The sequence below is a fragment of the Bacterioplanoides pacificum genome, from assembly GCF_042648445.1.
Lineage (GTDB): Bacteria > Pseudomonadota > Gammaproteobacteria > Pseudomonadales > Oceanobacteraceae > Bacterioplanoides > Bacterioplanoides pacificum.
The window spans coordinates 205,623-231,826 of record NZ_JBHRYB010000003.1 but is presented as its reverse complement, the minus strand read 5'-3'; the positions used below and the strand labels follow the sequence as shown (position 1 = coordinate 231,826).

Annotated in this window: 21 protein-coding genes and 1 pseudogene; 12 read left to right on the top strand and 10 right to left on the bottom strand. The window is 53.2% G+C overall.

The genetic code is table 11. The features are described from left to right. The first annotated feature begins 2 nt into the window (after positions 1-2). Positions 3-395 carry a Cu(I)-responsive transcriptional regulator gene (gene cueR / locus ACFOMG_RS04400; RefSeq protein WP_376865009.1) on the top strand — a complete coding sequence of 131 codons (393 nt, stop codon included), beginning with the start codon at positions 3-5 and terminating at the stop codon, positions 393-395. A gap of 68 nt (positions 396-463) precedes the next feature. On the opposite strand, the gene mnmE is transcribed toward cueR, so the two are convergent. The 5 genes from mnmE to rpmH form a co-directional block, all read right to left on the bottom strand. After that, positions 464-1,861 (bottom strand): tRNA uridine-5-carboxymethylaminomethyl(34) synthesis GTPase MnmE, encoded by a 1,398-nt coding sequence (mnmE, locus tag ACFOMG_RS04395; protein ID WP_376865007.1) that lies wholly within the window; start codon positions 1,859-1,861, stop codon positions 464-466. A 267-nt stretch (positions 1,862-2,128) separates the two neighbouring features. Further along, positions 2,129-3,799 (bottom strand): membrane protein insertase YidC, encoded by a 1,671-nt coding sequence (gene yidC, locus ACFOMG_RS04390; protein ID WP_376865005.1) that lies wholly within the window; start codon positions 3,797-3,799, stop codon positions 2,129-2,131. A gap of 2 nt (positions 3,800-3,801) precedes the next feature. After that, the gene (gene yidD / locus ACFOMG_RS04385) at positions 3,802-4,041 is read right to left on the bottom strand and encodes a membrane protein insertion efficiency factor YidD (protein WP_376865082.1); all 240 of its coding nucleotides are present in this window, start codon (positions 4,039-4,041) and stop codon (positions 3,802-3,804) included. 16 nt (positions 4,042-4,057) lie between these two features. Further along, positions 4,058-4,450: a ribonuclease P protein component gene (rnpA, locus tag ACFOMG_RS04380; RefSeq protein WP_376865003.1), complete on the bottom strand. Its 393-nt coding sequence runs from the start codon at positions 4,448-4,450 to the stop codon at positions 4,058-4,060. Between the two features lie 31 nt (positions 4,451-4,481). After that, positions 4,482-4,616, bottom strand: a complete 135-nt coding sequence (rpmH, locus tag ACFOMG_RS04375) for a 50S ribosomal protein L34 (protein WP_068657478.1) — start codon at positions 4,614-4,616, stop codon at positions 4,482-4,484. A gap of 487 nt (positions 4,617-5,103) precedes the next feature. Between rpmH and dnaA the strand changes: the two genes are divergently transcribed. From dnaA to ACFOMG_RS04350, 5 genes are all read left to right on the top strand, one after another. Further along, positions 5,104-6,699: a chromosomal replication initiator protein DnaA gene (dnaA, locus tag ACFOMG_RS04370; protein ID WP_376865001.1), complete on the top strand. Its 1,596-nt coding sequence runs from the start codon at positions 5,104-5,106 to the stop codon at positions 6,697-6,699. A gap of 287 nt (positions 6,700-6,986) precedes the next feature. Next, complete coding sequence (gene dnaN / locus ACFOMG_RS04365) at positions 6,987-8,087, top strand: DNA polymerase III subunit beta (protein WP_376865000.1); 1,101 nt, start codon at positions 6,987-6,989, stop codon at positions 8,085-8,087. Then, entirely contained in the window at positions 8,088-9,167 is a 1,080-nt protein-coding gene (gene recF, locus ACFOMG_RS04360) for a DNA replication/repair protein RecF (protein ID WP_376864999.1), read from the top strand. A gap of 149 nt (positions 9,168-9,316) precedes the next feature. Continuing rightward, complete coding sequence (gene gyrB, locus ACFOMG_RS04355) at positions 9,317-11,743, top strand: DNA topoisomerase (ATP-hydrolyzing) subunit B (RefSeq protein ID WP_376864998.1); 2,427 nt, start codon at positions 9,317-9,319, stop codon at positions 11,741-11,743. Positions 11,744-11,957: 214 nt separating this feature from the next. Next, positions 11,958-12,698 carry an NYN domain-containing protein gene (locus tag ACFOMG_RS04350; protein ID WP_376864997.1) on the top strand — a complete coding sequence of 247 codons (741 nt, stop codon included), beginning with the start codon at positions 11,958-11,960 and terminating at the stop codon, positions 12,696-12,698. 47 nt (positions 12,699-12,745) lie between these two features. On the opposite strand, the pseudogene ACFOMG_RS04345 reads toward ACFOMG_RS04350, so the two are convergent. Further along, positions 12,746-12,916 (bottom strand): annotated as a pseudogene (locus tag ACFOMG_RS04345) (excisionase family DNA-binding protein); the annotation flags it as partial. Positions 12,917-13,200: 284 nt separating this feature from the next. Between ACFOMG_RS04345 and rhtB the strand changes: the two are divergent. The 6 genes from rhtB (at position 13,201) to ACFOMG_RS04315 (ending at position 21,532) form a co-directional block, all read left to right on the top strand. Then, positions 13,201-13,830 (top strand): homoserine/homoserine lactone efflux protein, encoded by a 630-nt coding sequence (rhtB, locus tag ACFOMG_RS04340; protein WP_376864996.1) that lies wholly within the window; start codon positions 13,201-13,203, stop codon positions 13,828-13,830. Between the two features lie 29 nt (positions 13,831-13,859). Then, positions 13,860-15,869, top strand: a complete 2,010-nt coding sequence (locus ACFOMG_RS04335) for a hypothetical protein (protein ID WP_376864995.1) — start codon at positions 13,860-13,862, stop codon at positions 15,867-15,869. Between the two features lie 82 nt (positions 15,870-15,951). After that, on the top strand, positions 15,952-17,913 hold the full coding sequence (locus ACFOMG_RS04330) for a WD40 repeat domain-containing protein (RefSeq protein WP_376864994.1): 1,962 nt from the start codon (positions 15,952-15,954) through the stop codon (positions 17,911-17,913). Between the two features lie 141 nt (positions 17,914-18,054). After that, entirely contained in the window at positions 18,055-19,374 is a 1,320-nt protein-coding gene (locus ACFOMG_RS04325) for a Na+/H+ antiporter family protein (RefSeq protein WP_376864993.1), read from the top strand. A 164-nt stretch (positions 19,375-19,538) separates the two neighbouring features. Beyond that, a complete protein-coding gene (locus ACFOMG_RS04320; protein ID WP_376864992.1) occupies positions 19,539-20,510 on the top strand; it encodes an esterase/lipase family protein in 972 nt (323 codons plus the stop codon). A gap of 8 nt (positions 20,511-20,518) precedes the next feature. Further along, a complete protein-coding gene (locus ACFOMG_RS04315; RefSeq protein WP_376864991.1) occupies positions 20,519-21,532 on the top strand; it encodes a lipase secretion chaperone in 1,014 nt (337 codons plus the stop codon). Here the strand turns inward: ACFOMG_RS04315 and ACFOMG_RS04310 are convergent. The 4 genes from ACFOMG_RS04310 to glyQ form a co-directional block, all read right to left on the bottom strand. Beyond that, positions 21,529-22,317 (bottom strand): lysophospholipid acyltransferase family protein, encoded by a 789-nt coding sequence (locus tag ACFOMG_RS04310; protein ID WP_376864990.1) that lies wholly within the window; start codon positions 22,315-22,317, stop codon positions 21,529-21,531. The genes ACFOMG_RS04315 and ACFOMG_RS04310 overlap by 4 nt on opposite strands. Positions 22,318-22,421: 104 nt before the next feature. Further along, positions 22,422-22,967, bottom strand: coding sequence for a D-glycero-beta-D-manno-heptose 1,7-bisphosphate 7-phosphatase (gmhB, locus tag ACFOMG_RS04305; RefSeq protein WP_376864989.1), 546 nt, complete (start codon positions 22,965-22,967; stop codon positions 22,422-22,424). A 67-nt stretch (positions 22,968-23,034) separates the two neighbouring features. Next, positions 23,035-25,101, bottom strand: a complete 2,067-nt coding sequence (gene glyS / locus ACFOMG_RS04300) for a glycine--tRNA ligase subunit beta (RefSeq protein ID WP_376864988.1) — start codon at positions 25,099-25,101, stop codon at positions 23,035-23,037. Between the two features lie 11 nt (positions 25,102-25,112). Next, positions 25,113-26,126, bottom strand: a complete 1,014-nt coding sequence (glyQ, locus tag ACFOMG_RS04295) for a glycine--tRNA ligase subunit alpha (RefSeq protein WP_376864987.1) — start codon at positions 26,124-26,126, stop codon at positions 25,113-25,115. Positions 26,127-26,204 lie beyond the last annotated feature (78 nt).

The following is a 26,204-nucleotide window of genomic DNA, read 5'->3' as shown; positions in this document are numbered from 1 at the left end:
GGATGAACATAGGTAAAGCGGCCGCAGCCTCCGGGGTATCGGCCAAAATGATCCGTTATTACGAAGCCACCGGGCTGATTGAGGCGGTTGAACGTACGGCTGCCGGCTACCGTAATTATTCACAGCGGGATGTCGAAACCCTGAGTTTTATCCGTCGCGCACGTAACCTGGGCTTCTCGGTGGAGCAGATGCACGAACTGCTGGCGTTATGGCGAGATCAGGGACGCGCCAGTGCCGATGTCAAACGTCTTGCTCTGCAACACGTGGCAGAACTGCAACGGAAAGCGGAAGAATTACAACAAATGAGCCAGGTGTTAACCCACCTGGCAGACAACTGTCAGGGCGATTCGCGCCCGGACTGCCCGATTATTTCGGGGCTGGCACAACCGGATTAATAACCCAGCGTCATCAGGAGATGACGCTGTTGTCATAACCGGCGTTAACAATGGCTGAGCTGAACGGTTTATTTGCCGATACAAAAACTGCCAAAAATCTCACCGAGCAGGTCATCAGCGGTGAATTCACCGGTGATTTCATTCAGCGCGTGTTGCGCCATGCGCAGGTCTTCGGCCAGCAACTCACCGGCGGCCATACCTTCCAGCTGCTGACGGCCAAAATCCAGCGCCTGCTGAGCGCGATTCAATGCATCGATATGGCGGCGGCGGGCAAGGAAGCCGCCTTCAGAAGCCGCTTCAAATCCCATCACGTCTTTCAGGTGCTGACGCAGGTCATCAACGCCCTGATTATGTTTCGCAGACAGGGTAATCGTGGGGAAATCTCCGGTTGTGGATAACCCCATGCTTTCTTCTGAAATATCCGCCTTATTACGGATCACTGTCAGACGGCCAGAGGCCAGTAACGATTCGGTTTCTGAGGCCAGTCCCTGCTCGTCATATAAGGCGTGTAACAGCGCCTTGGGATCGGTTTCTGTGGTGGTGGAATCAATCATTAATAACACCCGGTCGGCCTGTTCAATTTCGGCCCAGGCGCGTTGAATTCCAATGCGTTCCACTTCGTCCGGTGCATCGCGCAAACCCGCGGTATCTATGATGTGCAGCGGCATACCGTCGATATGAATATGTTCTTTCAACACGTCACGAGTGGTGCCGGCGATATCGGTGACAATGGCGCGCTCCTGGCCCGCCAGAGCGTTCAGTAGTGAGGACTTACCCGCGTTTGGCCGCCCGGCAATGACCACGTTCATTCCTTCACGCAATAACGCCCCCTGATTAGCCTCCTGCAGCACCGATTTTAATTCACCGTCAACTGTGGATAACATAGTGGAAACTTTGCCATCGGAGAGGAAATCAATCTCTTCTTCCGGGAAGTCGATGGCCGCCTCAACGTACATCCGCAAATGAATCAGCTGGTCCAGCAAGCTGTGGACTTTATTGGAGAACTCGCCCTGCATCGAACGCAGCGCACAGCGGGCAGCCTGCTCGGAGGCAGAATCAATCAGGTCGGCAATGGCCTCCGCCTGAGCCAGATCCATTTTGTCGTTCAGGAAGGCGCGTTCTGAGAATTCACCGGGGCGGGCCAGGCGGCAACCGAGCGCCACCACTTCTTTTAACAACAGATCGAGCACCACCGGACCACCGTGGCCCTGCAGCTCAAGTACGTCTTCACCGGTAAACGAATGTGGATTAGGAAAATACAGCGCGATACCTTCGTCCAGTACCGTGCCATCAGCGGCGGTGAAAGGGCCATAGTGGGCATAACGTGGCTTTGGCTGAAAACCCAGGATGTTCTTCGCCACCGTGAGTGCCAACTCACCGGATACCCGAATAATACCAACGCCTCCACGTCCGGGGGCGGTGGCAACGGCGGTGATGGTGTCCTGGTGAATGGCCTGGTCTGACATAAAAATTCGCTTGAGTGTCTTGTGTTGGTTTTGTCTGAGTGACCGTCTATCGCAGGGATGCGATAGTCGAGTGTACAGGGATGTATTTACCACGTGTCACGTGACAAATCGAACACGAGACACTTTCCCGATAAAAGAAAACCCCGATCCGGTATTTCAGCACGCGACACGCAGCAAGTACATCCGTGTATGCTCTTCGATGGCATCCATGCCATCGGAGGTCGCTTTGCTAAAACACCCAACCGGGGTTTCAGAAACAGCTTACAATCAGCTGTTTTCAATCTGCTTGGTGATTACATACTGCTGAGCAATCGACAGAATGTTATTCACAACCCAGTACAGAACCAGACCGGCCGGGAACCACAGGAAGAAGATGGTGAAGATAATTGGCATAAACTGCATCACCCGCGCCTGCATCGGATCTGGCGGTGTTGGGTTAAGCTTCATCTGAATAAACATCGAAGCACCCATGATCAGTGGCAGGATAAAGTAAGGATCCATCACCGACATATCTTCAATCCACAGGAAGAACGGCGCCTGACGCAGCTCTACCGATTCCATCAGTACCCAATACAGAGCGATAAATACCGGCATCTGTACCAGGATCGGTAAACAACCACCCAGCGGATTGATCTTCTCTTCTTTATAGAGCTTCATCATTTCCTGGCCGAGCTTTTCACGGTTATCACCGTACTTCTCTTTAATTTCCTGCATCTTCGGCGCCACTTTACGCATGTTCGCCATCGAACGGTACGAGGTCGCCGACAGTTTAAAGAACGCCAGTTTGATCAGGATGGTCAGGAAGATAATCGCCACACCCCAGTTACCAACAAAGCCGTGGATAAAATCGAGTAACCAGAACAACGGCTGTGCCACCCACCATAACCAGCCGTAGTCGATGGTCAGATCCAGATGTTCGGCAATGTCGGCCAGGCGATCCTGAATTTTCGGACCGACATACAGGGAAGCACCCACTTCACCCACCGAGCCCGGTGCCACGGTGGTTGCACCACTGTAGAAACCAAACACATTATTGCCTTTCACCACACGGCCGTTATAGGTGTGTGGCTGATCCTGAGCCGGAATCCAGGCCGCCAGGAAGTAATGCTGCAACATCGCCGCCCAGCCACCTTGCTGCACGGACTTGTAAGGGCCGTCCTGCAGGTCGTCAAAACCGACTTTTTCGTAACGGTTTTCTTTGGTGGTTAACGCCGCACCCAGGTAAGACTGCATGCCCATGCTGTTACCGGCAGACGGATCAGCGGAATTATCTCGCTTCAGCTGAGCGTAGAACACACCCTGCCAGTTCTCGGCGGAGGTATTACGGATGCGGAAGTTCACATCCATCAGATAATCACCACGACGGAAGGTAAATACTTTTTCCACCACGGCTTTATCTGTGGTGGTGGTTAACACCACCTGCAGACTGTCGCTGCCATCCGCCAGCTGATATTGCGTTTTTTCCGCGCGATATAACGCCGGGCCGCTGGCATCCACACCGTCTTTACCCAATAAGCCGCTCTGGGCCACGTAGGTGCGGCGGCTGTTGTTTTCCATCATCACAAAAGGCACATCCTTCTGTTCGATAGATGCCGGGTAAGCCGGTAACAATACCTGTACCACTTCACCACCACGTGGATCGATGGTGACCTGCAGCACATCGGTGTTTACCTGGATCAGTTCGGTGCCCGGTTTCGCCACATCAATGGCATCCGGTGCCACTTCCGGGGTATCGACCATTGGCTGATCACCGCTGTCAGCGGTTGTCGCCGGCGAACTGGCGACGGCAGCAGTCAGCGGCGCATCCTGAGTATCGGATACAGCGGCAATCGGGGTGTTCACCTGGGTTTTCTGACCGTAGTCATCGTTCCAGGCAAGAATCAGAAAATAAGTACTAATGGCTAAGCCAATAAATATAACCGTACGGCGGATATCCATGATCAGGCTTTCCGTTGACAACAGTTGGATTGAGGGTTGGGTAAATCGGGTACCGGGTCCACACCGTGAGAGCCCAAGGGGTGGCACCGGGATAATCGCTGCAAGGCTAACTTACCACCACGCAAAGCACCATAGCGACGAATGGCTTCATCAGCATAAGCGGAACAGGTGGGATAATAGCGGCAACGACTGGGAAATAGCGGACTGATTGCGTAGCGATAAACAGCAACACCGGCCAACATCATACGGGCGATAGGATTAACGCCGTTTTTTGCGTTTGCCGTTGGGTGCTCTGCCATGGGTAGGACGCTTCAATCTGAACCAAAGGGCGTCAATCATCTCACGTATCTGCTGGTTGTCCAGCTCAGTGATACCGGAACGGGCCAGAATAACAAAGTCAGCAGCTGGCAGCTGATGCTGATGTAACCGGAACGACTCGCGAACAAGTCGTTTCACCCGGTTACGCTGCACCGCATGCTTTATCTGCTTTTTTGCTAAAACAAAGCCAATTCGCGGATGATCCTGCCCATTAGCTGATGCAAGCACCAGCATGTGGGGAGTGCTCCCGCGCAACTCTGTATGATCGAATACCCGCTTGAACTCGGCTGGTTTTAATAACCGCAGACGCCGGGAAAACTCAAACTCAGACATCAATCGTCAGTTTTCGGGAGCGAATGGTCGATCAAGCAGTCAGTACGTGACGGCCTTTAGCACGACGACGCGCCAGGACCTGACGACCATTTTTAGTAGCCATACGAGCACGGAAACCGTGAGTACGTTTGCGCTTTAATACGCTTGGTTGGAAAGTACGTTTCATAACACCGTCACTCTGTTAAGTGAATAGTCAAATTTTTAAGGGCGGCAATTGTATGAGAAAGAACCATCAATAGCAATGGCGAATTTTTGTTCAGTTTTTTTACTCTGTTCTGAATAAAAAAATATGAATGAATAGGTATTGAAGAAAAGAAGAGAAGTAGTTCGTTATTTTTATTTTATAGTCCGTCAAAATCTGTGGAAAACACAAAAAAATCCTTTAAAAACAATGGATTGAAGAAAAGACAAGTCAGGTATTAATTGCGTTTAACCGGGGTATTAACTGGGCAAAGCCGGTGTATGGAATGTTGCTTTACACACAGCCCGGAAAAAGCGCAGCAGGTTGTCCCCACTCATCCGCACCTTGTTAGTGCCGTTATCCACAAGGTTCGCCGCTCATACGAGAAATTAATTGTCTGATCTGTGGATAACCCGGCTGCGCTTGGGTACACTATGCGGCTCGCTTAAATATCGTTTGTTATGAGGTAGCCGTGACAGGTTTGTGGCAAGAGTGCCTGGGTCAGTTACAACATGAATTACCCGCACAGCAATACAACACATGGATACGCCCTTTGGTTGCCAGTACTGACGACAATGGTCAGCTCAGCCTGAGTGCTCCCAATCGCTTTGTAAAAGACTGGGTAAAAGATAAGTATCTGCAACGTATCCAGGAAATTCTTTCTGAGCTGAACGGTGGCCGCATTACCCACGCTGATGTGGTGGTGGGCGAATCGCGGCCGATGTTTCAGCGGCCGGCGGCTGCACCTGCCCGAGCGCGTCAGCCTGTGGCAGAAGCGCCGCCAGCGGAAGAGCTGACGTTTGCCCGGCCAACCGAAGATGCCGGCTTTAATGCGCAGGATTTTTCCCAGGTTGATAGTACCCCGTCAATGGCCGATAACGCGCCACGCCAGGGAGAACTGCTGGCGGCAGAACCAGGCGCTGAGTTTGCTCAGCCGGGTTTTAATAACGCTGGTTTTTCCCCTTTTAATGCGGATATGCGGGCACCGGCTCAGCGGCCAGCGGCCAAGCCGAAGCGTGAAGTTCAGGTAGAAGGGGGGCTGCAACATCAGAGCTTCCTGAATAACAACTTTACCTTTCAGAGTTTTGTGGAAGGTAAGTCCAACCAGCTGGCCCATGCGGCGGCGCGTCAGGTGGCAGAAAATGCCGGTGGCTCGTACAACCCACTGTTTATATATGGTGGCGTGGGCTTAGGTAAAACTCACTTAATGCACGCTGTGGGTAACTACCTGCAAAGTAAAAATCCGAATGCCAAGGTGTTATACGTGCATTCGGAGCGCTTTGTGCAGGACATGGTAAAGGCGCTGCAGCTGAATGCGATTAACGAATTCAAACGTTTTTATCGTGGTCTGGATGCCTTATTAATCGATGACATCCAGTTTTTTGCCGGTAAAGAGCGCTCCCAGGAAGAATTTTTCCACACCTTTAATGCCTTATTAGAAGGTGGTCAGCAGATGATTCTGACCTGTGACCGCTATCCGAAAGAGATTAATGGTCTGGAAGAGCGGCTGAAAAGCCGTTTTGGCTGGGGCTTAACGGTGGCGGTGGAGCCGCCGGAGCTGGAAACCCGGGTGGCGATCTTAATGAAGAAGGCAGAGCAGAGTAATGTTCACCTGCCGGATGATGCCGCGTTTTTTATCGCTCAGAAGATCCGCTCTAACGTGCGTGAGCTGGAAGGGGCGCTAAAACGGGTGATCGCCAACTCACATTTCACTGGCAGTGATATCACGCTGCCGTTTATCAAAGAATCCTTAAAAGACCTGTTGGCTCTGCAGGATAAACAAGTCAGTATCGACAATATTCAGCGAATTGTGGCTGAGTATTACAAACTGAAGTTGTCTGATTTATTATCTAAGCGCCGCACGCGTTCCATCGCCCGCCCCCGCCAGGTAGCGATGGCTTTGAGCAAAGAACTGACCAATCACAGCCTGCCGGAAATCGGTGCTGCGTTTGGTGGCCGAGACCACACGACAGTTTTGCACGCATGCCGTAAAATCAAAGAGTTACAGGAAACGACTGCAGACGTTCGTGAAGATTACAAGAACTTACTGCGTTCACTGACAACTTAGGGTCTGTTGACCCGAATAATACCCGGGCCTGCTGAGAGCCAGTTTTATCTCAGAACAAGGTGAGAGGAATGACATTTAGCTAGCTAAATGAATGACGAACAACGTAGTTAATGAGGAAAACTGTCCTCAGCCCGAAGGGTTATGGTTAAAAACCCTTCATGCTATGTTGCTAATCTCTCGCTTAACCCGTTAGGCAACGTGATTAGGCGCCTTGCCTGAAAGATTTTTAACCGATAACAAGCCGAGTTTGATTCGAGTCAACAGGCCCCTGATCTGAGTGGAGAACCATGAAATTCGTTATCTCTAGGGAAGCCCTTCTGCGCCCATTGCAACTGGTAGCCGGCGTGGTGGAAAAACGCCAGACTTTACCGGTACTGTCCAACGTGTTGTTGGAAGTTCAGGGTCAGCAACTGTCACTGACGGGCACAGATCTGGAAGTTGAACTGGTGGGTCGTGTGACGCTTGACGAAGTTGGTCAGGAAGGAGAAATCACGGTCCCGGCGAAAAAGCTGATGGATATCTGCCGCTCGTTACCAGACGGTGCAGAAATCACCATCGAGCAGGACGACCAGCGCGTTAATGTACGTTCCGGCCGCTCCCGTTTTACCTTGTCGACTCTGCCTTCGACGGAATTCCCGAACGTCGACAACATCTCTGGTGAACAACATTTTGTCCTGGAGCAAAGCAAACTGCGCCGTGTTATCGACCGCACCAGCTTTGCCATGGCGCAGCAGGACGTTCGTTATTACCTCAATGGTATGTTGTTTGAGGTAACGGCCAATGGTCTGCGTACTGTGTCTACCGACGGCCACCGCCTGGCCACCGCTCATGTGGAAATTGCCGGCCCGGATAGCGCGCAGCAGATTATTCTGCCGCGTAAAGGTGTACTGGAACTGGCCAAGTTATTAACCGATGGTGAAGCCAGTGTGTCGCTGGCGCTGAGTGCCAACCACCTGCGTGCCACCACTGAAAACTTCACTTTCACCTCCAAACTGGTGGACGGTAAGTTCCCGGATTATGGTCGTGTGATTCCGAAAAACGGCAGCAACGTTATGTTGGCGGATCGTCAGGAATTACGTTCGGTATTTGCTCGTACCGCCATTCTGTCGAACGAGAAGTACCGCGGTGTACGCCTGGTGCTGGAGCCTGAGCTGCTGAAAGTGTTCGCTAATAACCCGGAACAGGAAGAAGCGGAAGAATCGGTTGGTGTGGATTACAACGGCGATTCTCTGGAAATGGGCTTTAACGTCTCTTACCTGCAGGACGTCATGAGCGTACTGGATACTCAGCAGGTGAAAATGACATTGTCCGACGCTAACTCTTCCGCATTGCTGGAAGAGCCGGAAGGTGGTGATGCGATGTACGTTGTAATGCCTATGAGACTATAGATGTCCATCCGGCAACTTAAAGTCAGCGGCGTGCGCAACCTGCAGCCGCTGGAAATAACGCCCCATGCGGGCGTTAATTTTATTTACGGCGACAATGGTTGCGGTAAAACCAGTATTCTTGAAGCCATCGCCCTGATGGCGTCCGGGAAATCCTTCCGCACGACTAAAATCCAGCATGTGTTAAACCACGAAGCCGACCGTATCGAGATGTTTCTCGAAGTGGATGATGAAGAGCGGGGTGTCTGCACCATGGACAGCCTGCGGTTAAAAAACGGCGACACTCTGCTGAAGCTGAATGGCTCTGTGCTGACCTCTCAGGCCGAAGCCGCACACTGGCTGCCGGTTCAGATTATCGATCCCAATACCTTTAAGTTGTTATCCGGCTCTCCGGAAGAGCGTCGCCAGTTTATCGACTGGGGTGTGTTCCACGTGGAACACAAATTTATGGAACAGTGGAAAACCTTCCGTAAACAGCTGAAACAACGCAACGCGGTGCTGAAACAAAAAGAGCTGGAATGGTTACCAACCTGGACAGCGGGTTTTATTGAAAGTGCTGAGGTCATCGACCAGCATCGTCAGGCCTATCTGAAACGCTTCAAACCGGAATTTGAAAAAATTCTTAGTCAGCTGGATGAATCCATTGATGTGCAGCTGGCTTATTATCGTGGCTGGGATAAAGACACTCCTCTGGTCGATGTGCTGGAGAAACAGCAGGAGCGTGATTTAGTCATCGGTTATACCCAATCAGGGCCACACAGAGCGGAGTTACGCATTAAGGTAGGCAAACTGCCGGCGGCGGAGATTTTGTCCCGTGGGCAGCAAAAGACGGTGGTTTCCGCACTGAAGATTGCCCAGGGTGCGTTGTTCCAGCAGGAAAGCCAGCGTCGTACTATTTATCTGGTGGATGACCTGGCGTCTGAGCTGGATGAAAAACACCGTCATGCGTTATGCAAATTGCTGGAAAGCCTCGACTGCCAGGTCTTTATCACCAGCATCGATAAAGAGAAACTCACCGACGTTTGGCAACCCAGCGCCAGTAAAATGTTCCACGTGGAACAGGGTGTGATTGTTGAGGAGTAAACGCTCCTCACGCCGCCTTATGCCTGCCTGAAACCTGCTTTAGATAAGCACACTCCCTGCAAATTTGTTACAATACAGTGCATTTCTTGTGTCTGATTTCTATGGCCGAAAATAGCGATCAGAAGACTTAAAAGAACAGAGGAATACCAATGTCAGAGCAGAGTTACGACTCGTCGAGTATTAAGGTCCTGAAAGGCCTGGATGCCGTACGGAAACGCCCCGGTATGTATATCGGTGACACCGACGATGGCACCGGCCTGCACCACATGGTATTTGAAGTGGTGGATAACTCCATCGACGAAGCCCTGGCAGGTCATTGTGATACCGTAACCGCCGTTATCCACCCGGATAACTCGGTATCGGTTTCCGATAACGGCCGTGGTATTCCTACCGAACTGCACCCGGAAGAGGGGCGTTCGGCTGCTGAAGTGATTCTGACCGTATTACACGCAGGCGGTAAGTTCGACGACAACTCCTATAAAGTCTCCGGTGGTTTGCACGGTGTAGGCGTGTCGGTGGTGAATGCGTTGTCAGAAAAGCTGAAGCTGACCATTCGCCGCGGCGGCAAAATCTACGAGCAGGAATACACCCACGGTGAACCGGATTATCCGCTGAAAGAAGTGGGTGTTTCCGAAACGACCGGTACTATGGTGACTTTCCTGCCATCCAAGGAAACCTTCACCAAAACCGAATTTTCTTACGATTACCTGGCCAAGCGCCTGCGTGAGCTATCTTTCCTGAACTCCGGTGTAAAAATTCACCTGAAAGACGAGCGTGTCGCTGATAAAGAAGACATCTTCGAATTTGAAGGTGGCCTGAAGTCGTTCGTTGAATTCCTCAATGAAGGTAAAAACGCCATTAATGAAGTGTTCCACTTCAATTCCGAACGTGAAGACGGTATGTCGGTGGAAGTGGCAATGCAGTGGAACGACAGCTTCCAGGAAAGCATTCATTGTTACACCAACAATATCCCTCAGCGTGATGGTGGTACTCACTTAGCCGGCTTCCGTGCGGCGCTGACCCGCTCTCTGAACGGTTATATCACCGCTGAAGGCCTCGACAAGAAGAACAAGGTTTCGACCACCGGTGACGACGCTCGTGAAGGCCTGACCGCCATTATCTCGGTTAAGGTACCGGACCCTAAGTTCAGCTCCCAGACCAAAGACAAACTGGTTTCCTCTGAAGTGAAACCCGCGGTTGAGCAGGAAATGGGGCGCTTGTTTAAAGAATACCTGGATGAGAATCCGCAGGCCGCCAAAGAGCTGGTTGGCAAAATGATCGATGCTGCCCGTGCCCGTGAAGCGGCCCGTAAAGCGCGTGAGATGACCCGTCGTAAAGGCGCACTGGATATCGCTGGTTTGCCCGGCAAACTGGCCGACTGTCAGGAAAAAGACCCGGCATTGTCTGAAGTGTACCTGGTGGAGGGTGACTCGGCCGGCGGTTCCGCCAAGCAGGGCCGAGACCGTCGTACCCAGGCGATTCTGCCGCTGAAAGGTAAAATCCTGAACGTTGAAAAAGCCCGTTTCGATAAGATGTTATCGTCTGCCGAAGTCGGCACCCTGATTACCGCTCTGGGGTGTGGCATTGGCCGCGAAGAATTTAACCCCGACAAGCTGCGTTACCACTCCATCATCATCATGACTGATGCCGACGTCGACGGTGCGCACATCCGTACGCTGCTGTTGACCTTCTTCTTCCGTCAGATGCCGGAAATCATCGAACGTGGCCATGTGTATATTGCTCAGCCGCCGCTGTACAAAATCAAACGTGGCAAGCAAGAGCAATACATTAAAGATGAAGCGGCACTGGAGAGTTACCTGACTCATGTGGCGCTGGAAAAATCGGCCTTGTACCCAAGCGCGGATGCGCCGGCTATTACCGATGAAGCCTTTGCCACACTGGTTGAAGAGTACCGCGCGGCACAGGACACGGTTGATCGTATGAGCAACCTTGTTCCACGTGAAGCACTGCATTACATGATCTCCATGCCACGCTTAACCGTGGACGATCTGAGCGATGCCGCTAAGGTTGAAGCCTGGGCGACACAGCTGAGCGAAAATTTGCCGGATGCCGGTCGCAGTGGCTCTCACTTTGAGGTGAAATCCGTTACCGACAACGAGCGTGGCACCAGCCTGGTGGCGATCAATGTGATCACCCACGGTATGGCAAAAGAATACCTGCTGGATCAGGAATTCTTCGCCGGTTCCGGTTACCAGAAACTGGCTTCCATGAGCGAAAAGCTGACTGCCACCCTGGATGACGGTGCTTATATCCAGCGCGGTGAAGGTGAACGCAACCGCCATGAAATCGAAGATTTCTGGGACGCGGTACAGTGGCTGCTGAACGAAGCGAAAAAAGGCTTCGGTATCCAGCGCTACAAAGGTCTGGGTGAGATGAACCCGGATCAGCTGTGGGAAACCACCATGGATCCGGAAGCGCGTCGTATGTTGCAGGTCAGCATCGAAGACGCCATCGGCGCTGATAAGATGTTTACCACCCTGATGGGGGATGACGTTGAACCACGTCGGGCGTTTATTGAAGCCAACGCGTTGAATGTATCGAACTTGGATTTCTGATTCAGGGCGGTATTTCTTAAGCGAAAGCTGAGTATTAAAAGGGAGCCAATGGCTCCCTTTTTAATACAATTTGGAGGTAACTATTTCCGAGAAAAGGAAATATATTGACTAGCAATGGGATCGAGAGCTATATTCTAATTCGGCCTCGAACAGCGCCTACCCAAATAGTTAGAGGGTAGCCGTGGTTCGAGGCTTTTTTGTTTGTGGAGATAAAATGAAGAAAATTGCATTCTTAGTTGATGGTGGTTATTTCATTCGGAGAGTTAAATACTTCCATCGAACGTATTTCAATAGCCATCAGCTAACAGTGCGAAATTGTAATGACCTTCTGTACCAACTGGTACAAGGACACCAGACTGAGTTAAATCGAAACGAGCTCTATCGGATTTATTATTACGATGCCCCACCTTTGGATAAGCAACTACGTTATCCGCTGCCTCTCGCTGGTCAGCAGACGCCTCCTACTCGAAATTGTAAAAGTGAAGAAAGTTATAAATTTCAAACTCAGCTTCACAAGACTTTGGCTAAAAGCAGAAAGCTGGCATTGAGAATGGGAAAACTCTCTAATCATGGGGAGTGGCAAATAAACAGCTTGGTTTTAAAAGATTTACTCAAAGGTGATCGTAATTTTGAAGATTTAACGAATGATGATTTTCACTATCAGTGCCAGCAAAAAGCGGTTGATACAAAAATTGGTGTGGACATCACAACAATTACTTTGAATAAACATGCTGATACGATTGTTCTTATCGCGAGTGATGCAGACTTTGTTCCTGCTGCAAAGTTGGCTCGAACCCATGGTGTCGATGTCGTGCTTGACCCTCTATGGGGAAATGTAGATGCAGATTTAGAGACTCATATTGATGGAAAAAAGTCTTTTGATATAGTCAGTAAATTGAAATCTGTTATCGGTAGCGAGCCAGACTCTCCACCTAGCTGGTGGCAAAATAGCTAAGCGTTTAGTGGCGAATTTGGCCATCAGTCATATCCCACTCCTTTGAGTTATGCGATTTCGGCCAGCTCATCCAGAGCTTCAGTGCGTTTGGCATCGGTTGCATGTTTGTAGGCGATCACATCTTTTTCCAACACTCGCCGATGTGTTCCAACCTTAGTAAAACCGATCTCACCATTTTCCAGCAATTGCACCAGATGCGGACGGCTGACATTCAGTAAATTGGCTACTTCCTAAGTGCTGAGTTCAGCATGAACTGGCATCACGTTAACCGCATTACTCTGGGAAATTTCGCCCAGAATATTCAGCAACAGATCCAGTGCCGGGCCAGGAAGGATAAGTTCATCCTTTCCCTGAGCCCTTATGAAATTCAGCTCACATCCCACCACCACCAAATCACCAGCCGCTGTACTGTCTCTTAATTACAAAACTGTCTCTTAACCAGAACAGTCTGCTCGGGTACAGTGCAGGCTGTCTTATCGTCTGTTTTTGTTGTGGAGCTGTTATGGCCTTAGAGTTGTTCCTGGCGTTTCTCGCCGCCGCTATCCTGATTTCGCTATCACCCGGTGCCGGTGCAGTAAATACCATGAGTACCGGGTTGCGTTACGGTGTAAAAGGGGCGTTGCCGGCGATTATGGGGTTACAGCTGGGTTACGGCTTACAGGTGGTGTTGGTGGGGGTTGGCTTAGGCGCGTTGTTGTCGCAGTCGCAACTGGCGTTCGAGCTGATCAAGTGGTTTGGTGTGTTGTATCTGGTGTACCTCGGTTATCAGAAGTGGACCCAGGCAACGCTCAATCTGGAAGTGCAGGCCGGTGTGAATGAAAGCCGCAGCCGCCAGTTCTGGCAGGCGGCGTTTGTGAATCTGACCAACCCGAAAGCGACGGTCTTTCTGCTGGCATTGTTCCCGCAGTTTGTTGATCCTCTGGCCGCGAATCAGGCGTTGCAGTACAGCATCATGGGCAGCACGCTGATTGTGGTCGATATCCTGGTGATGGTGGGCTACGCCAGCCTGGCCTCGGTGCTGTCGCGCTGGATGAAAAGCGAACGTCACCAGAAACTGCAAAACCGCATCTTTGGCGCTATGTTCGTCGCGGCAGCGGGCCTGATGGCCAGTTACAGCCATAAAACGGCCTGATTTTTATCTCTTTTTCAGAAAGCACGGCAATGACCCCTCCTGCAATTCATTCCTACGGTGCCAGCGCCTGGCGTCTGGCCAGCCGCCACAATCAGTTGTTTCACAGCGCTGATGATCGTTACCTGTTGTGTTATGCCAGCGCCTGGCAGTTTGTCGAGCTGATCGACCTCAGCACTGGCCAGCCGGCGGCGCAGCAATATCCCTACGACGAGCGCTGTAAGCACCGGCAAACCTTTGATCCACACAGCGGCGAACCCCATCCTCATCGCTTTATGGCCTTTGCCGAAGCCAATAATCAGCTGGCTGTGGTACAGGCCGAGCGGCTGACGCTGGCGCCGCTAAACCAGCTGCATCAGGGCCGCAGTTGTGAGCTGCTTGCCCCGGCCTGTGCGCTGGCGATCAGTGCTTGTGGCAGCCGTATCGCGGTGGCGCTGGAGAACGGCTTATTGCTGTTGTTCGACCAGGCGCTGAACGAGGTACAGCGTCATCAGCTGGAGTTACCTGCGCTGCAACTGAGTTTTAATCCACACGCCGGGCAGCTGGCCATATATGCCGCAGCCGGGCGCAGTCAGCGTATCTGGCTGCTGGAGGAACCGTCGCAACTGACGCGGCTGAGTGGTGCGCGGGGTTCGTTGGCGGGCTGGTGCTGGTATCAGCATGAATTACTGCTGGCTTGTGGTAAGCAACTGTACCGCTGGCAATCCGGCTCCTCCCGGTTACAGCTCTGGTATCAGGCCGACAGCGCTGTTGGCCTGATTGGTGCCGATCAGCAGCGGCTGATTTTTACCCAACAACAGCAATTAGTGGCGCTCGACTGGCATACGGCTGAGCCGCTGTGGCAACGGGATTACGATCCGGCGGTGGGTGTGGCGTTGCAGAGCGGCCGCCTGGCTTATGTCGAAAACGGCTTGTTGCAGGTGCTGGATATCGTCAGCCAACAGCAGCTGGCCTGCTTCCGTTCTCCGGCCCGGGCGTTTGATGAGTTGTCGCTCAGCCACGATGGTCGCTCTCTGTGTGCTTCCAGCTGGGATCGGGCTTTGTATCGCTGGTCGCTGGAGCAGGGCGATTCCAGTCATCCGCTGGCCGCGGCGGATTCGCTGCAGCAGTGGTATCCGCTGGCGGATTCTCAGCAGTGGCTGACGCAGCATCCACAACAGTTGTTGTTATGGCAGGCCGGTCAGCGCTATCCGCTGCGCCAGTTGCCACTGGCGGATTGCCGTTTGCTGGTTGTCGATGACACACAGCAACAATTCTGGGCTGTGGAGGGTGAGCAGCTGGGCTGTTATTCGCTGACAGACGGTACGTTACTGCGCAGGCTGACAGTCACCTTGCCGCCCGGTGACCCGGCTTGTCTGTTATTGGCGGATGAGCAGCGGCTGCTGTATATCTCAGCCTGCGATTTCCTCAAACACGGTCAGCTGTTGCTGATACAGCGTGACAGCGGCGAGCGGTTAAACCAGCTGGCGCTGCCGCCGGATATCGTTGCCGCCTGTCTGGCGGAGCAACAGTTATGGCTGCAAAGCGCTAATGGTGATCGTTATCGCGTCTGTCTGCAGAGCCTGCAGCTGATTCAGGCGTCGCATTATCAGCGCCACTACGATGCGACCATGCAGCCGGGTGTGGTGACGGTGAATTCGTTGTCGCCGTGCCACCGTTTACTGCTGGAATATGGCGATCTGCAACCGGCTGCCGAACAGTCGTGTGGGTTGTGTTGGTTGCGGGTGGTGGATCTGCACAATAACCAGCAGTTAGTGCTGGAAAAGCAGTACCCGAGTGAGATTCTGCTGGCTTGTTTCAGCGCCGATGAAAGCCGGGTGCTGACCGTCCATAAGGATGCTGCTGGCGGTTATCAGTTGTGTATCACCGGGTTGAACGATGTTTGCACCGCTGAACTCTCAGACCTGCCACTGGCACAAGGGCCTCAGCCGCTCGGTTATCTGGCACCACGGCCTGATTTTATCCGCCCGCTGGCGCACAACCAGGCTGTGATCGTCGGCTTTGATGACGGCCGCTTTGTGCAGCTTGATCTGAATCTGTGACGTGACGCGCAGGTCGCTGGCGTGCTTTATTGTAGTGTTATTGATTAACCTAACTATTGAATTCTTTATCAGATAAAAGTTTATGACAACCCCTTCTGTATCCGTATACGGCGCCAGCGGATGGCGCCTGGCTAACGACCGCAGCCAGATTTTTCACAGTGACGACGATCGTTATCTGATTTCTTTTGAAGATCGCTGGCGCCAGCGGATCGAGGTGATTGATCTGCAAACCGGTCTGCCGCTGGCGGCTCAGTACCCGGGAAAAGTACGGGCGTTTGCCCAGCGTGATAACCAGCTGGTGATTATCAACGACAATCAGCTGACGCTGACCTGCCTGTCACAGCTGGATCAGGGTCACAGTGTGTTGTTAGATACCGACACCTGTGCGGTAGCGATCAGCCCGGATGGCAGCCGGATCGCCGTGGGGTTAAAAAATAAACAGCTGCTAGTGCTGGATAACGAGCTGAATCAGTGCCATCAGAGTGAGCTGGAGGTGCCGGCGGCATTATTACGCTTCAGCCCGGACGGCAGTCAGCTGGCGATTTATGCCACGCAGGATAAAACCCAGCGCCTGTGGTTGCAGGATTGTGATACTAACCAGCTGACTCAGCTGAAGGGCAGTCGGGGTGCCATTAAGGCGCTGTGTTGGGCTGCTGAAGCGGATTCGGCCGATACCTTAGTGGCGGCCAGCGGCAAGGTGTTGTATCGCTGGCCGGCTGGTGTTGTGAAAGCCGTGCCGCTGTATAAAAGTGACGCTGACATGACCTTGCTGGGCGTTCACAGCGGCCGGGCAGTGATTAAACTGGCAAATGACATTGTGGTGTTAGATGCCAGCGCCGGCGACGAAGTGTGGCGCTGGCAATGGGATAACGTGGTGGTCGCCAGTATGACCGCCGGCCATGTGGCGTATGGCGAAAACCGTGAACTGTGTGTACGCGACATCGTAACCGGGGAGCAGCGCCTGAGTGTTGCTTCACCGGATGAGTGGTTTCAGTTTGTTTCGCTCAGTCACGATGGTGGCAGCGTGTGTTGCAGTGACTGGAATCACGCGCTGTACCGCTGGCAGCTGGCTGATGGTATGGCAAGTCACCCGCTGGCACCATTCAGTAAGGCACAGCAGCTGATACCGCTGACCGCTGCCGGCCAGTGGCTGACGTTAAACAGCAATCAGGCATTTGTCTGGCAGCAGGATCAGCCAACAGCGCTGCAGCGTTATTTTGTCCCCGGAGCCGATGTCATCGCGCTGGATGAAGAGGCCGGTGAACTCTGGCACTGTGGTTTCCGCCTCAGCTGTGTGTCGTTGGCATCGGGTAAACGCATTAAGAAGTTAGCCACCGGCCTGCCCGGTGATGCGGCCTGTTTGTGTGTGATTGATACCCGCCGGCTGTTGTATATCTCCGCCAGTGGCCGCCGCCATTATGGTCATCTGGTGCAGCTGGACCGGGATAGTGGTGAGGTTCTCAGTGATCACAAAATTGACTTCACTGTGATTGCCGCTGAGCTGATCGACGGCGCGGTGTTACTGCAGAGTCGCGGTGGTGACCGTTATCGCTACGACCTGGCCAGTCATGAAGTCACGCCACTGAGCCATTACTCAATGCGTTACAGCTGTGGTTTACATCCATTACATGACCCGGTGGTCTCGGTTTCTCCCAGCCATTCGCTGATCCTCGAATACGGTGATATCGATGACGCGCCGAGCCGGCAGAAGGGTGGCAACTTTATGCTGGCGGTGACGGATGCCAATCATCCGGAAGAAACCCTGCTGGTGAAAGAATATCCGCTGGAAATTGATTGTGCCGCCCTCAGTGCCGATCAGAGTCAGGTGCTGACCTGCCATAAAACGCCGCAAGGCGGCTATTGCCTGACCCTGACGGCGCTGACCGGCGGCGCGGCGGAACAACATATTGAACTGCCGCTGCAACAGGATCACCTGTTATTAGGGAACGCGGCGCCAAAAGTGACCAAGCTCCACTCGTTGGCGGACCAGAGTGTGGTGGTTGGCTTTTCGGACGGTCAGCTGCTGCGGGTGGTGCCGCGATAACGGCCAATGCCGCATTCAGGCTGTGACTGCCCTGACATTGGTCAGGCAATTGCTGTGTGGTTGTGATACCTTGCGCGCCGTTCTGTCCGGGCGGTCAGTTATTGTACGGCGCGCGGGTGTGTCCAACTCCGGAGAATTAAAATGAATGCAGTAATTATTGCCGTGGTGCTGATGCTGGCGCTGAGCCTGGCACGGATGCATGTCATGCTGTCGATGATTGTCGCAGCGTTTGTAGGTGGCTGGATTGGTGGTCTGGATATGCAGACCACGCTGAAAGCCTTTAACAGCGGCATTGGTGGTGGTGCGGGGATCGCACTGAGTTACGCCTTGCTGGGTGGTTTTGCCGTGGCCATTTCGTTATCGGGTTTGCCCCATCTGCTGGCGGATAAAATCCTCAGCCGGATTGGCAAAAGTGACGAACAGACCAGTCACTGGCTCGGCCAGGGGCTGTTGTTTCTGCTGATGTTGGTGGCCATTTCTTCCCAGAACCTGATTCCGATCCATATCGCCTTTATTCCGATTCTGATTCCGCCACTGTTATTAGTGATGACTCGCTTACAGATGGACCGCCGAATGGTCGCCTGTGTTTTAACCTTTGGTCTGGTGACGCCGTATATGTTCCTGCCGGTGGGTTTTGGTGGCATCTACCTGAACGAAATTCTGCTCGGTAAAGTGGCCGCTGCCGGGCTGGATGTCGAAGGTCTGTCGGTGGTGAAAGCCATGGCGATTCCGGCACTGGGTATGGTGGCAGGCTTGTTGATTGCGGTGTTATTCAGCTACCGCGGTAAGCGCAGTTACGATATGCAGGCGGTTGAACGAACCGAACATACCGAGCAGGGCTACAACGCCAAATCACTGTGGGTTGCCGGTGCGGCGATTGTTGCGGCGTTTGTCACCCAGCTGTACACCGATTCGATGGTACTGGGGGCGATGGCCGGCTTTTTATTGTTCTCCGCCACCGGTGTGATTCGCTGGCACGAGTCTGACGGTGTGCTGGTTGATGGTATGAAAATGATGGCGTCGATCGGTTTTATCATGATTGCGGCATCGGGTTTTTCCGAGGTATTAAAAACCACCGGCCATATCGATACTCTGGTGAATGGCGCTTCCGACTGGCTGGCCGGCAATAAAGCGCTGGCAGCATTGATGTTGCTGGTGGTGGGTCTGTTGTTGACCATGGGCATTGGTTCTTCGTTTTCCACCATTCCGATTATTGCGGCCATTTATGTGCCGTTATGCCTGCAGATGGGCTTCAGCCCGCTGGCGATTATTGCCCTGGTTGGTACTGCCGGAGCTCTGGGCGATGCCGGTTCACCGGCGTCGGATTCCACCCTGGGGCCAACCGCAGGTCTGAATGCGGATGGCCAGCATAACCATATGCGTGACACTGTGATCCCGACCTTTCTGCACTTTAACCTGCCGTTATTAGCGGCCGGTTGGGTTGCAGCGATGGTGCTGTAACGTCAGATATTCTGGTTTGCTGTTGCCGGGCTGGTAATACTGAACGTCCGGTTATTAGAGGTACTGGGGTACCAGTACCTCGTTCTGGCCCGCAATGCCATGTGGCCCGTGCGGCAGCACTTTTATACTGCCGTACTTCAATAAAAATAAAAAACAGGCATACCATGAAAAAATCACTATCCAAGCGGTTAGCGGCCGGACTGCTGGCGGCCTCCTCGGTTATCGCACTCAATGCGCAGGCGATGTCACAACAACCTGAACCATCTGGCTACACCGAGACCCAACACCCGATCATGCTGGTACAGGGTATTTTGGCGTTTGATTCCATCGCCGGTGTTGAATACTGGTACAAGATCGCGGAAAAACTGGAGAGCGAAGGTGCGACTGTGTTCCGTGCGCATATCAATGCCTTTAACGATTCAATCGATCGCGGCGAACAGTTAATTACCGAGCTGGAAACCATTCGTGCCAGTCATCCCGGTATCGAAAAATTTAATCTGGTGGCACACAGCCAGGGTGGACTGACGTCGCGTTATGTGATGAATGTGCGCCCGGATCTGGTGGCATCCGTGACTACCATGGGTTCTCCTCATACCGGTGCGCCAATCGCCGATCTGCTGAACAATGCTTTTCCGCAGGACTCGCTGCTGGGCGGGGTATACGAAACCGTGGTCGATGCTGCAGGCAGCCTGATTGATGCCTTATCCGGTGACGATGTTGGCAAGGGCGATGCCCGGGCGCTGACCGCTGAATTTACCACCGCCGGTGCCGCGGCGTTTAACGCTCAGTTTCCGGCGGGTCTGCCGCAGAGTTACTGTGGAGAAGGGCCAGCGTCGGTCACCCTGAATGGTCATGATATCCGGCTGTATTCCTGGGCCGGCAGCGATCCGTTTACCAACGCTGCTGATCCGCTGGATTACCTGTTCGGCAGTACCAGTCTGCTGTTTCTCGGCGGTAAAAGCGACGGCATTACCGGCCAGTGTGCCAGCCATTTTGGTCAGGTGATTCGTGATGATTACAAAATGAACCATGGCGATCTGATCAATCAGGTGTTGGGGCTGCACTCGCTGTTCAGTACCGATCCGCTGTCTCTGTATCGCAGCCATGCGAATCGTCTGAAGCAGGCCGGGCTGTAACTGCAGTTATGCCCTGGCGTGTAAGCTTCAGTCTGGCCGCGGCCACATTGGTGGTCGCGGCGGCCGGTTACTTATGGCATGAGCCGGAGGTCGAGGTGCAGCCCGAGGTGCAGACGATGCGCTCTTCGGTTGTGGTATCTGACGTATTGACGGCTCAGCCGGCCGCTGCGGGCTCGACATTACTGAAGCCCGTCTTACCGCAACCAGCATCGCTGCAAGGCAGCAGCCATGGCGTGCGATTGCTGAGTCTGGGCGGTGAGTTAGTACTCACATCCGGGCTGCGGGATCTGTTCGACTATTACCTGTCGACACTGGGCGAGTTATCGCTGCATGATATTCGCCTTCTGGTTGAGCAGGCACTGGCACAGCAGCTGGCCAGCGCGCCACTGGCCCAGGCGCTGCAGATATACGACAACTATTTGCGTTACCGTGAAGCGTTGCAGTCATTTGACGATGAATATATGGCAGACCGGGAGGCATCGAAAGCGCAGCAGCTCATGCAACTGCAACAACGCCAACAGGCGTTGATCCTGTTGCAGGACCAGATGCTTGGGGCTGAGGTTGCACAAGTCCTGTTTGCTCAGGATCGTCAGCTTGATAATTACACTCTGGAGAAAGCACGGCTGCTGCAAGCCGATATTAGCGCCGAGCAACGCGCTCAGGCTCTGGCGAATCTGCAGGCCAGCTTGCCCGCTGAGGTCGTTGAGCACCAGCAGCGCAATCTGCGGCAGAGTGCTTTGATGGCAATCGGTGAGGCGCAGCTGACGCCGGACGAACGGTATCAACGCCGGGCGGAGGTGGCCGGAGAAGCGGTGGCGCAACGACTGGCGCAACTTGATGCCGAACAGTTGCACTGGCAGCAGCGTCTCGATGAGGCGGCGCTGGCGCTGGCTGAGATGCAGCAAGCCGGGCTTTCAGGGAACGATTATCAGCAGGCGTTTGACCAGTTGCTACAACAGCAATTCAGCGCGGCCGAGCGCTTGCGTGCACGGGTGTTACTCAACCGTCGGCACAACCATTAGAAACGTTTGCCACTGCTGTTGGCATCGACTTTACGGCCGCTGAATTTCTGCTGTGAAATGCGTTCGACTGTGGCGTTGATCCATTCTTCGGCCCACTGATTAACTTCCGCGGTGCTGAGGTCGCTGGTTTCAATCACCGGGCTGATCACCACCCGGATGGTACCGGGCTTTTTCACCCAGTGGTCATTGGGCCAGAATTCACCGGAGTTATGAGCGATGGCCAGCACCGGGGCTTTGGCTTTACTGGCCAGCATCGCTGCACCTTTGGAAAAATCTTTACGCTGCCCCGGCGGAATACGGGTGCCTTCCGGAAACACCAGTACATGGACCCCATCCTGCAGCCGTTCACTGCCTTGCTGAATCACCTGCTTCAGGGCATTGGACTTCTGGTTACGGTCGATAAAAATCGGATGGATCAGATTTAACGCCCAGCCAAAAAACGGCAGATACAGCAGCTCTTTTTTGACCACCTGAACGTGTGGGGCAATGGCGGTGGGCAGAAAAAACGTTTCCCAGGTGCTTTGGTGTTTACTCAGTAATACGTAACCGCGGCCGTCTTGCGGGATGTTTTCACCACCTTCCAGCTGCCATTTCACACCACAAATCAGCCGCGCTGACCAGACCGCGACGTAGCAATAAAATACCAGCACAAAATAGTTGCGGGCTTTCAGTGGCAGGAAAATCCCCACGATAAAACTGAGCAGGCACCAGAACACAGTAAAGCCAGCCAGCCAGCAGTAGAACAACAGGGTTCTTAACGGGTTCAGTATCGAAGCTGCTTGCATAGGGATTCCGCTGACTGTCTGGTTATTCTTCAGACAGGGTTTATACCACTTTGGTCAGGGGAATCCGTTGCCGCAGATTCTTAGCAGTGTTTCCTGAAAGCAGTTCAGGCCAGAATAAAATCCACAAACGCCGATAAGTCGGCAAAGACGTTGCTGTTTTTCAGCGCGTCATCGGCTGCTAACTTAGGCAGCGTTTTTTCACCCTTACCGGTCTTGACCAGTGCCACCTGGCAGCCTGCCGCCGCACCCGCCTGTAAATCCCGTAATGAGTCGCCCACCATCCACGCACCAGCAGCCGAAACATGCAATGCTTTCTCAATCTGATGGATTAAGCCAGGCAGGGGCTTGCGGCAATCACAATGGTCGTCCGGGCCATGGGGGCACCAGGCGATATGAGCGAATTCTCCTCCTTCAGCTTTTACCAATGCCGCCATTTTATCGTGCATGGCATCAAGATCAGCCTGCGAAAAATACCCTCGCGCCAGGCCACTCTGGTTGGTCGCTACCGCCACCTGAAAGCCCGCTTTACACAGGCGTGCGATGGCTTGGGCACTGCCAGGTATCGGAATCCATTCATCGACGGATTTTACGTAGTCGTCGGAGTCCTGATTAATAACGCCGTCGCGGTCGAGGATGATTAGTTTGTTCATAGAATTTTTTCTGAAAAAAAAGCCTCTGGCAGAGATCTGGCAGAGGCTTGGTATTAATGACTAGCGATTAACCCTGCTGCAACAACGAAATATCCGCAATGGCAATAAACAAGCCCTGCAGTTGTTTCAGCAGTGCCAGACGGTTGTTTTTAACCGCTTCGTCATCGGCCATGACCATGACGTTATCAAAGAAGGCATCGACTGCATCACGTAAGCCGGCCAGTGAAGCCAGCGCTTCTTGGTATTGAGCATCCGCTAACAATGGCTGAACTTGCGTTTGTTTTTCCGCGATCTGAGCGGCCAGTACTTTTTCAGCGTCTTCGCTTAACAGATCAGCATCAACTTCAGCGACAACAGACTCGCCGCCATTCTTCGCCAGAATATTGGATACCCGCTTATTGGCTGCTGCCAGTGCCTGTGCTTCTTCCATCGCTGAGAAGCTGTTAACCGCCTGCACACGGTTATTAATATCCAGCGCGTTGCTTAACCCTAACGTACGCACCGACTGGAATACTTCCACAGCAATGCCTTCGTCTTTATACCAGGCCGAGAAACGCTCCAGCATATAGTCGATCAGTGTGGCTTTGGTTTCGGCTTTCGGGGCGGTTTCCCAATCGGCCGCAATTGCCCAGTCGATTAACTGGCCTAAATCGATATTGATTTGTTTTTCCACCAGAATACGCAGCACACCCAGAGATGCACGGCGTAAAGCAAACGGATCTTTCGAGCCGGTTGGGATCTGACCTAAACCAAACAGGCCAACCAGGCTGTCGATACGATCGGCCAGTGCCACACACACACCAGCCTGAGTGGCCGGCAGTTCGTCGCCGGCGAAGGCTGGCATATATTGCTCCTGCATCGCTGCGGCAACATCGGCGTGTTCGCCATCGTGCTGAGCGTAATAGGTGCCGGCGATGCCCTGCAGATCGGTGAACTCATACACCATGTCGGTTAATAAGTCGGTTTTACACAGTTTGGCCGCACGTTGTGCCAGAGCGTTGTCGGCACCGATGGCGGTCGCAATGTTATCCGCCAGCGCACCGATACGGTCGGTTTTGTCTTTCAGCGTCCCCAGTTTGTTGACCCAAACCATGCTGGCCAGTTTGTCGTAACGGCTTTCCAGCGATTGTTTGCGGTCGGTATCCCAGAAGAACGCGGCGTCTGCCAGACGTGGACGAATAACCTTTTCGTTACCTTCGATCACCTGTTGCGGATCTTTCGATTCGATATTGGTCAGGGTGATAAAGTTGGGCAACAGCTGGCCGTTGTTATCTTCCACATGAAAATATTTTTGGTGTTCTTTCATGGAAGACACCAGGGCTTCACTGGGTACACGCAGGAAGTCGTCATCGAACTTACCCGCCAGTGCCGTTGGCCATTCGTTCAGGCCGGTCACTTCGTCCAGCAGATCTTCGTCAATGATTGCAACGCCACCCAGCTCTTCGCCTTTGGCCGCGACCTGTTGGCGAATGATGTTTTTGCGCTCCTGGTAGTCTGCGATCACAAACGCATCGCGCATCGCCTGCTGGTAGTCGCCGCTGCTACTGATGGTGATGTTTCTGTTGGCGTGGAAGCGGTGGCCGCGTGACTGGTTGCCGGCTTTGGCACCGAGAATTTCCGCGTCAACCACCTGTTCACCAAACAGCATCACCAGCCACTGTACCGGGCGCACAAATTCGTTCCGGCTGGCGCCCCAGCGCATACGTTTGGCGATGGGTAATTTATCCAGTGAGGTCTGCACAATACCGGCTAACAGATCGGTCGTCGCTTTACCTTCGATACGGCGGGATACTTTTAATTTGCCGTTTTCTTCGCTGGCGTCGGCCAGGTCAATGCCGGCTTTTTTTGCGAAACCTTCAGCGGCTTTGGTCGGTTTGCCGTCGGCATCAAAAGCGATGTTGGCTGGCGGTCCCCACAAAACATCGTCGCGATCGTCCTGCTTTTCTGCCAGATTATTTACCACCACAGCCAGGCGGCGGGGCGAGGCAAACGACACCACTTCGATGCCGTTTGCCAGACCGGCGTCCTGCAGACCCGCTTCGATGCCAGCGGTGAAAGCAGCGGATAATGTCTGAAGTTGTGTTGGTGGTAATTCTTCTGTGCCTAATTCCACCAGAAAGTTTTTAGTCGTCATGATTTATCCCCTTATGCCTGTGCTTTCTTGGCTTCTTTGGCCGCTTTTTTGGCGGCCTTCTCAGCGGCTTCTTTTTCTGCGGCGGCGGCTAATGCCAGCACTTCTTTGCGCAGATCTTCAGGTGCCAGAGGAAACTCTAAGCTGCGGCGGGACTGGAAATACGCCTCGGCAACGGAGCGGGCCAGGGTGCGTACACGCAGGATATAGCCCTGACGTTCAGTCACCGAAATCGCATGACGGGCGTCCAGCATATTAAATGCGTGAGATGCTTTTAATACCTGTTCATAAGCGGGTAAGGGCAGGCCGGCGTCAATCAGACGGGCACAGTCTTTTTCATGCTGGCTGAACGCCTGGAATAAAAAGTCGACATCGGCATGTTCGAAGTTATAGGCCGACATTTCCACTTCGTTCTGATGGAATACGTCGCCGTAGGTGACTGCGCTGCCGTCCGGGCCGTAGGTCCAGACCAGATCATAAATAGAATCCACTTCCTGCAGATACATGGCAATCCGTTCCAGACCATAAGTGATCTCACCGGTGACCGGGTAACACTCCAGGCCACCGACCTGCTGGAAGTAGGTGAACTGAGTGACTTCCATACCGTTTAACCAGACTTCCCAGCCCAGACCCCAGGCGCCCAGGGTAGGCGATTCCCAGTTGTCTTCGACGAACCGGATGTCGTGGACGTTGGTATCGATTCCCATAACCCGCAGCGACTCCAGGTATTTGTCCTGAATATCCAGCGGTGACGGCTTCAGTACTACCTGAAACTGATAGTAATGCTGTAAACGGTTCGGATTTTCGCCATAACGGCCATCCGTCGGGCGACGACACGGCTGAACATAAGCCGAGTTCCAGGACTCCGGGCCAATCGCACGTAAGAAGGTCGCGGTGTGAAAGGTGCCGGCACCTACTTCCATATCGATCGGTTGGTTAATCACACATCCCTGTTCGGACCAGAACTCTTGCAGGGCAGCAATCAGGCCCTGGAAGGTTTTAATATCGTGGCGGCTTTGTTCAGACACTGCTCGACCTTCTCTGTGTTGCGGAATTAGTGGGTTGTTCTGCCCAATCGGCTGCTGTTATAGCCGGATTGTGTGGCA

Coding starts and splice junctions, on each gene's coding strand:
- yidD (WP_376865082.1), bottom strand. CDS start 4,041: ATGTTGGCCGGTGTTGCTGTTTATCGCTACGCAATCAGTCCGCTATTT.
- yidC (WP_376865005.1), bottom strand. CDS start 3,799: ATGGATATCCGCCGTACGGTTATATTTATTGGCTTAGCCATTAGTACT.
- glyS (WP_376864988.1), bottom strand. CDS start 25,101: ATGACGACTAAAAACTTTCTGGTGGAATTAGGCACAGAAGAATTACCA.
- ACFOMG_RS04335 (WP_376864995.1), top strand. CDS start 13,860: ATGACCCCTCCTGCAATTCATTCCTACGGTGCCAGCGCCTGGCGTCTG.
- ACFOMG_RS04320 (WP_376864992.1), top strand. CDS start 19,539: ATGAAAAAATCACTATCCAAGCGGTTAGCGGCCGGACTGCTGGCGGCC.
- rnpA (WP_376865003.1), bottom strand. CDS start 4,450: ATGTCTGAGTTTGAGTTTTCCCGGCGTCTGCGGTTATTAAAACCAGCC.
- ACFOMG_RS04310 (WP_376864990.1), bottom strand. CDS start 22,317: ATGCAAGCAGCTTCGATACTGAACCCGTTAAGAACCCTGTTGTTCTAC.
- ACFOMG_RS04350 (WP_376864997.1), top strand. CDS start 11,958: ATGAAGAAAATTGCATTCTTAGTTGATGGTGGTTATTTCATTCGGAGA.
- ACFOMG_RS04325 (WP_376864993.1), top strand. CDS start 18,055: ATGAATGCAGTAATTATTGCCGTGGTGCTGATGCTGGCGCTGAGCCTG.
- mnmE (WP_376865007.1), bottom strand. CDS start 1,861: ATGTCAGACCAGGCCATTCACCAGGACACCATCACCGCCGTTGCCACC.
- dnaN (WP_376865000.1), top strand. CDS start 6,987: ATGAAATTCGTTATCTCTAGGGAAGCCCTTCTGCGCCCATTGCAACTG.
- gyrB (WP_376864998.1), top strand. CDS start 9,317: ATGTCAGAGCAGAGTTACGACTCGTCGAGTATTAAGGTCCTGAAAGGC.
- recF (WP_376864999.1), top strand. CDS start 8,088: ATGTCCATCCGGCAACTTAAAGTCAGCGGCGTGCGCAACCTGCAGCCG.
- rpmH (WP_068657478.1), bottom strand. CDS start 4,616: ATGAAACGTACTTTCCAACCAAGCGTATTAAAGCGCAAACGTACTCAC.
- gmhB (WP_376864989.1), bottom strand. CDS start 22,967: ATGAACAAACTAATCATCCTCGACCGCGACGGCGTTATTAATCAGGAC.
- ACFOMG_RS04330 (WP_376864994.1), top strand. CDS start 15,952: ATGACAACCCCTTCTGTATCCGTATACGGCGCCAGCGGATGGCGCCTG.
- cueR (WP_376865009.1), top strand. CDS start 3: ATGAACATAGGTAAAGCGGCCGCAGCCTCCGGGGTATCGGCCAAAATG.
- ACFOMG_RS04315 (WP_376864991.1), top strand. CDS start 20,519: ATGCCCTGGCGTGTAAGCTTCAGTCTGGCCGCGGCCACATTGGTGGTC.
- rhtB (WP_376864996.1), top strand. CDS start 13,201: ATGGCCTTAGAGTTGTTCCTGGCGTTTCTCGCCGCCGCTATCCTGATT.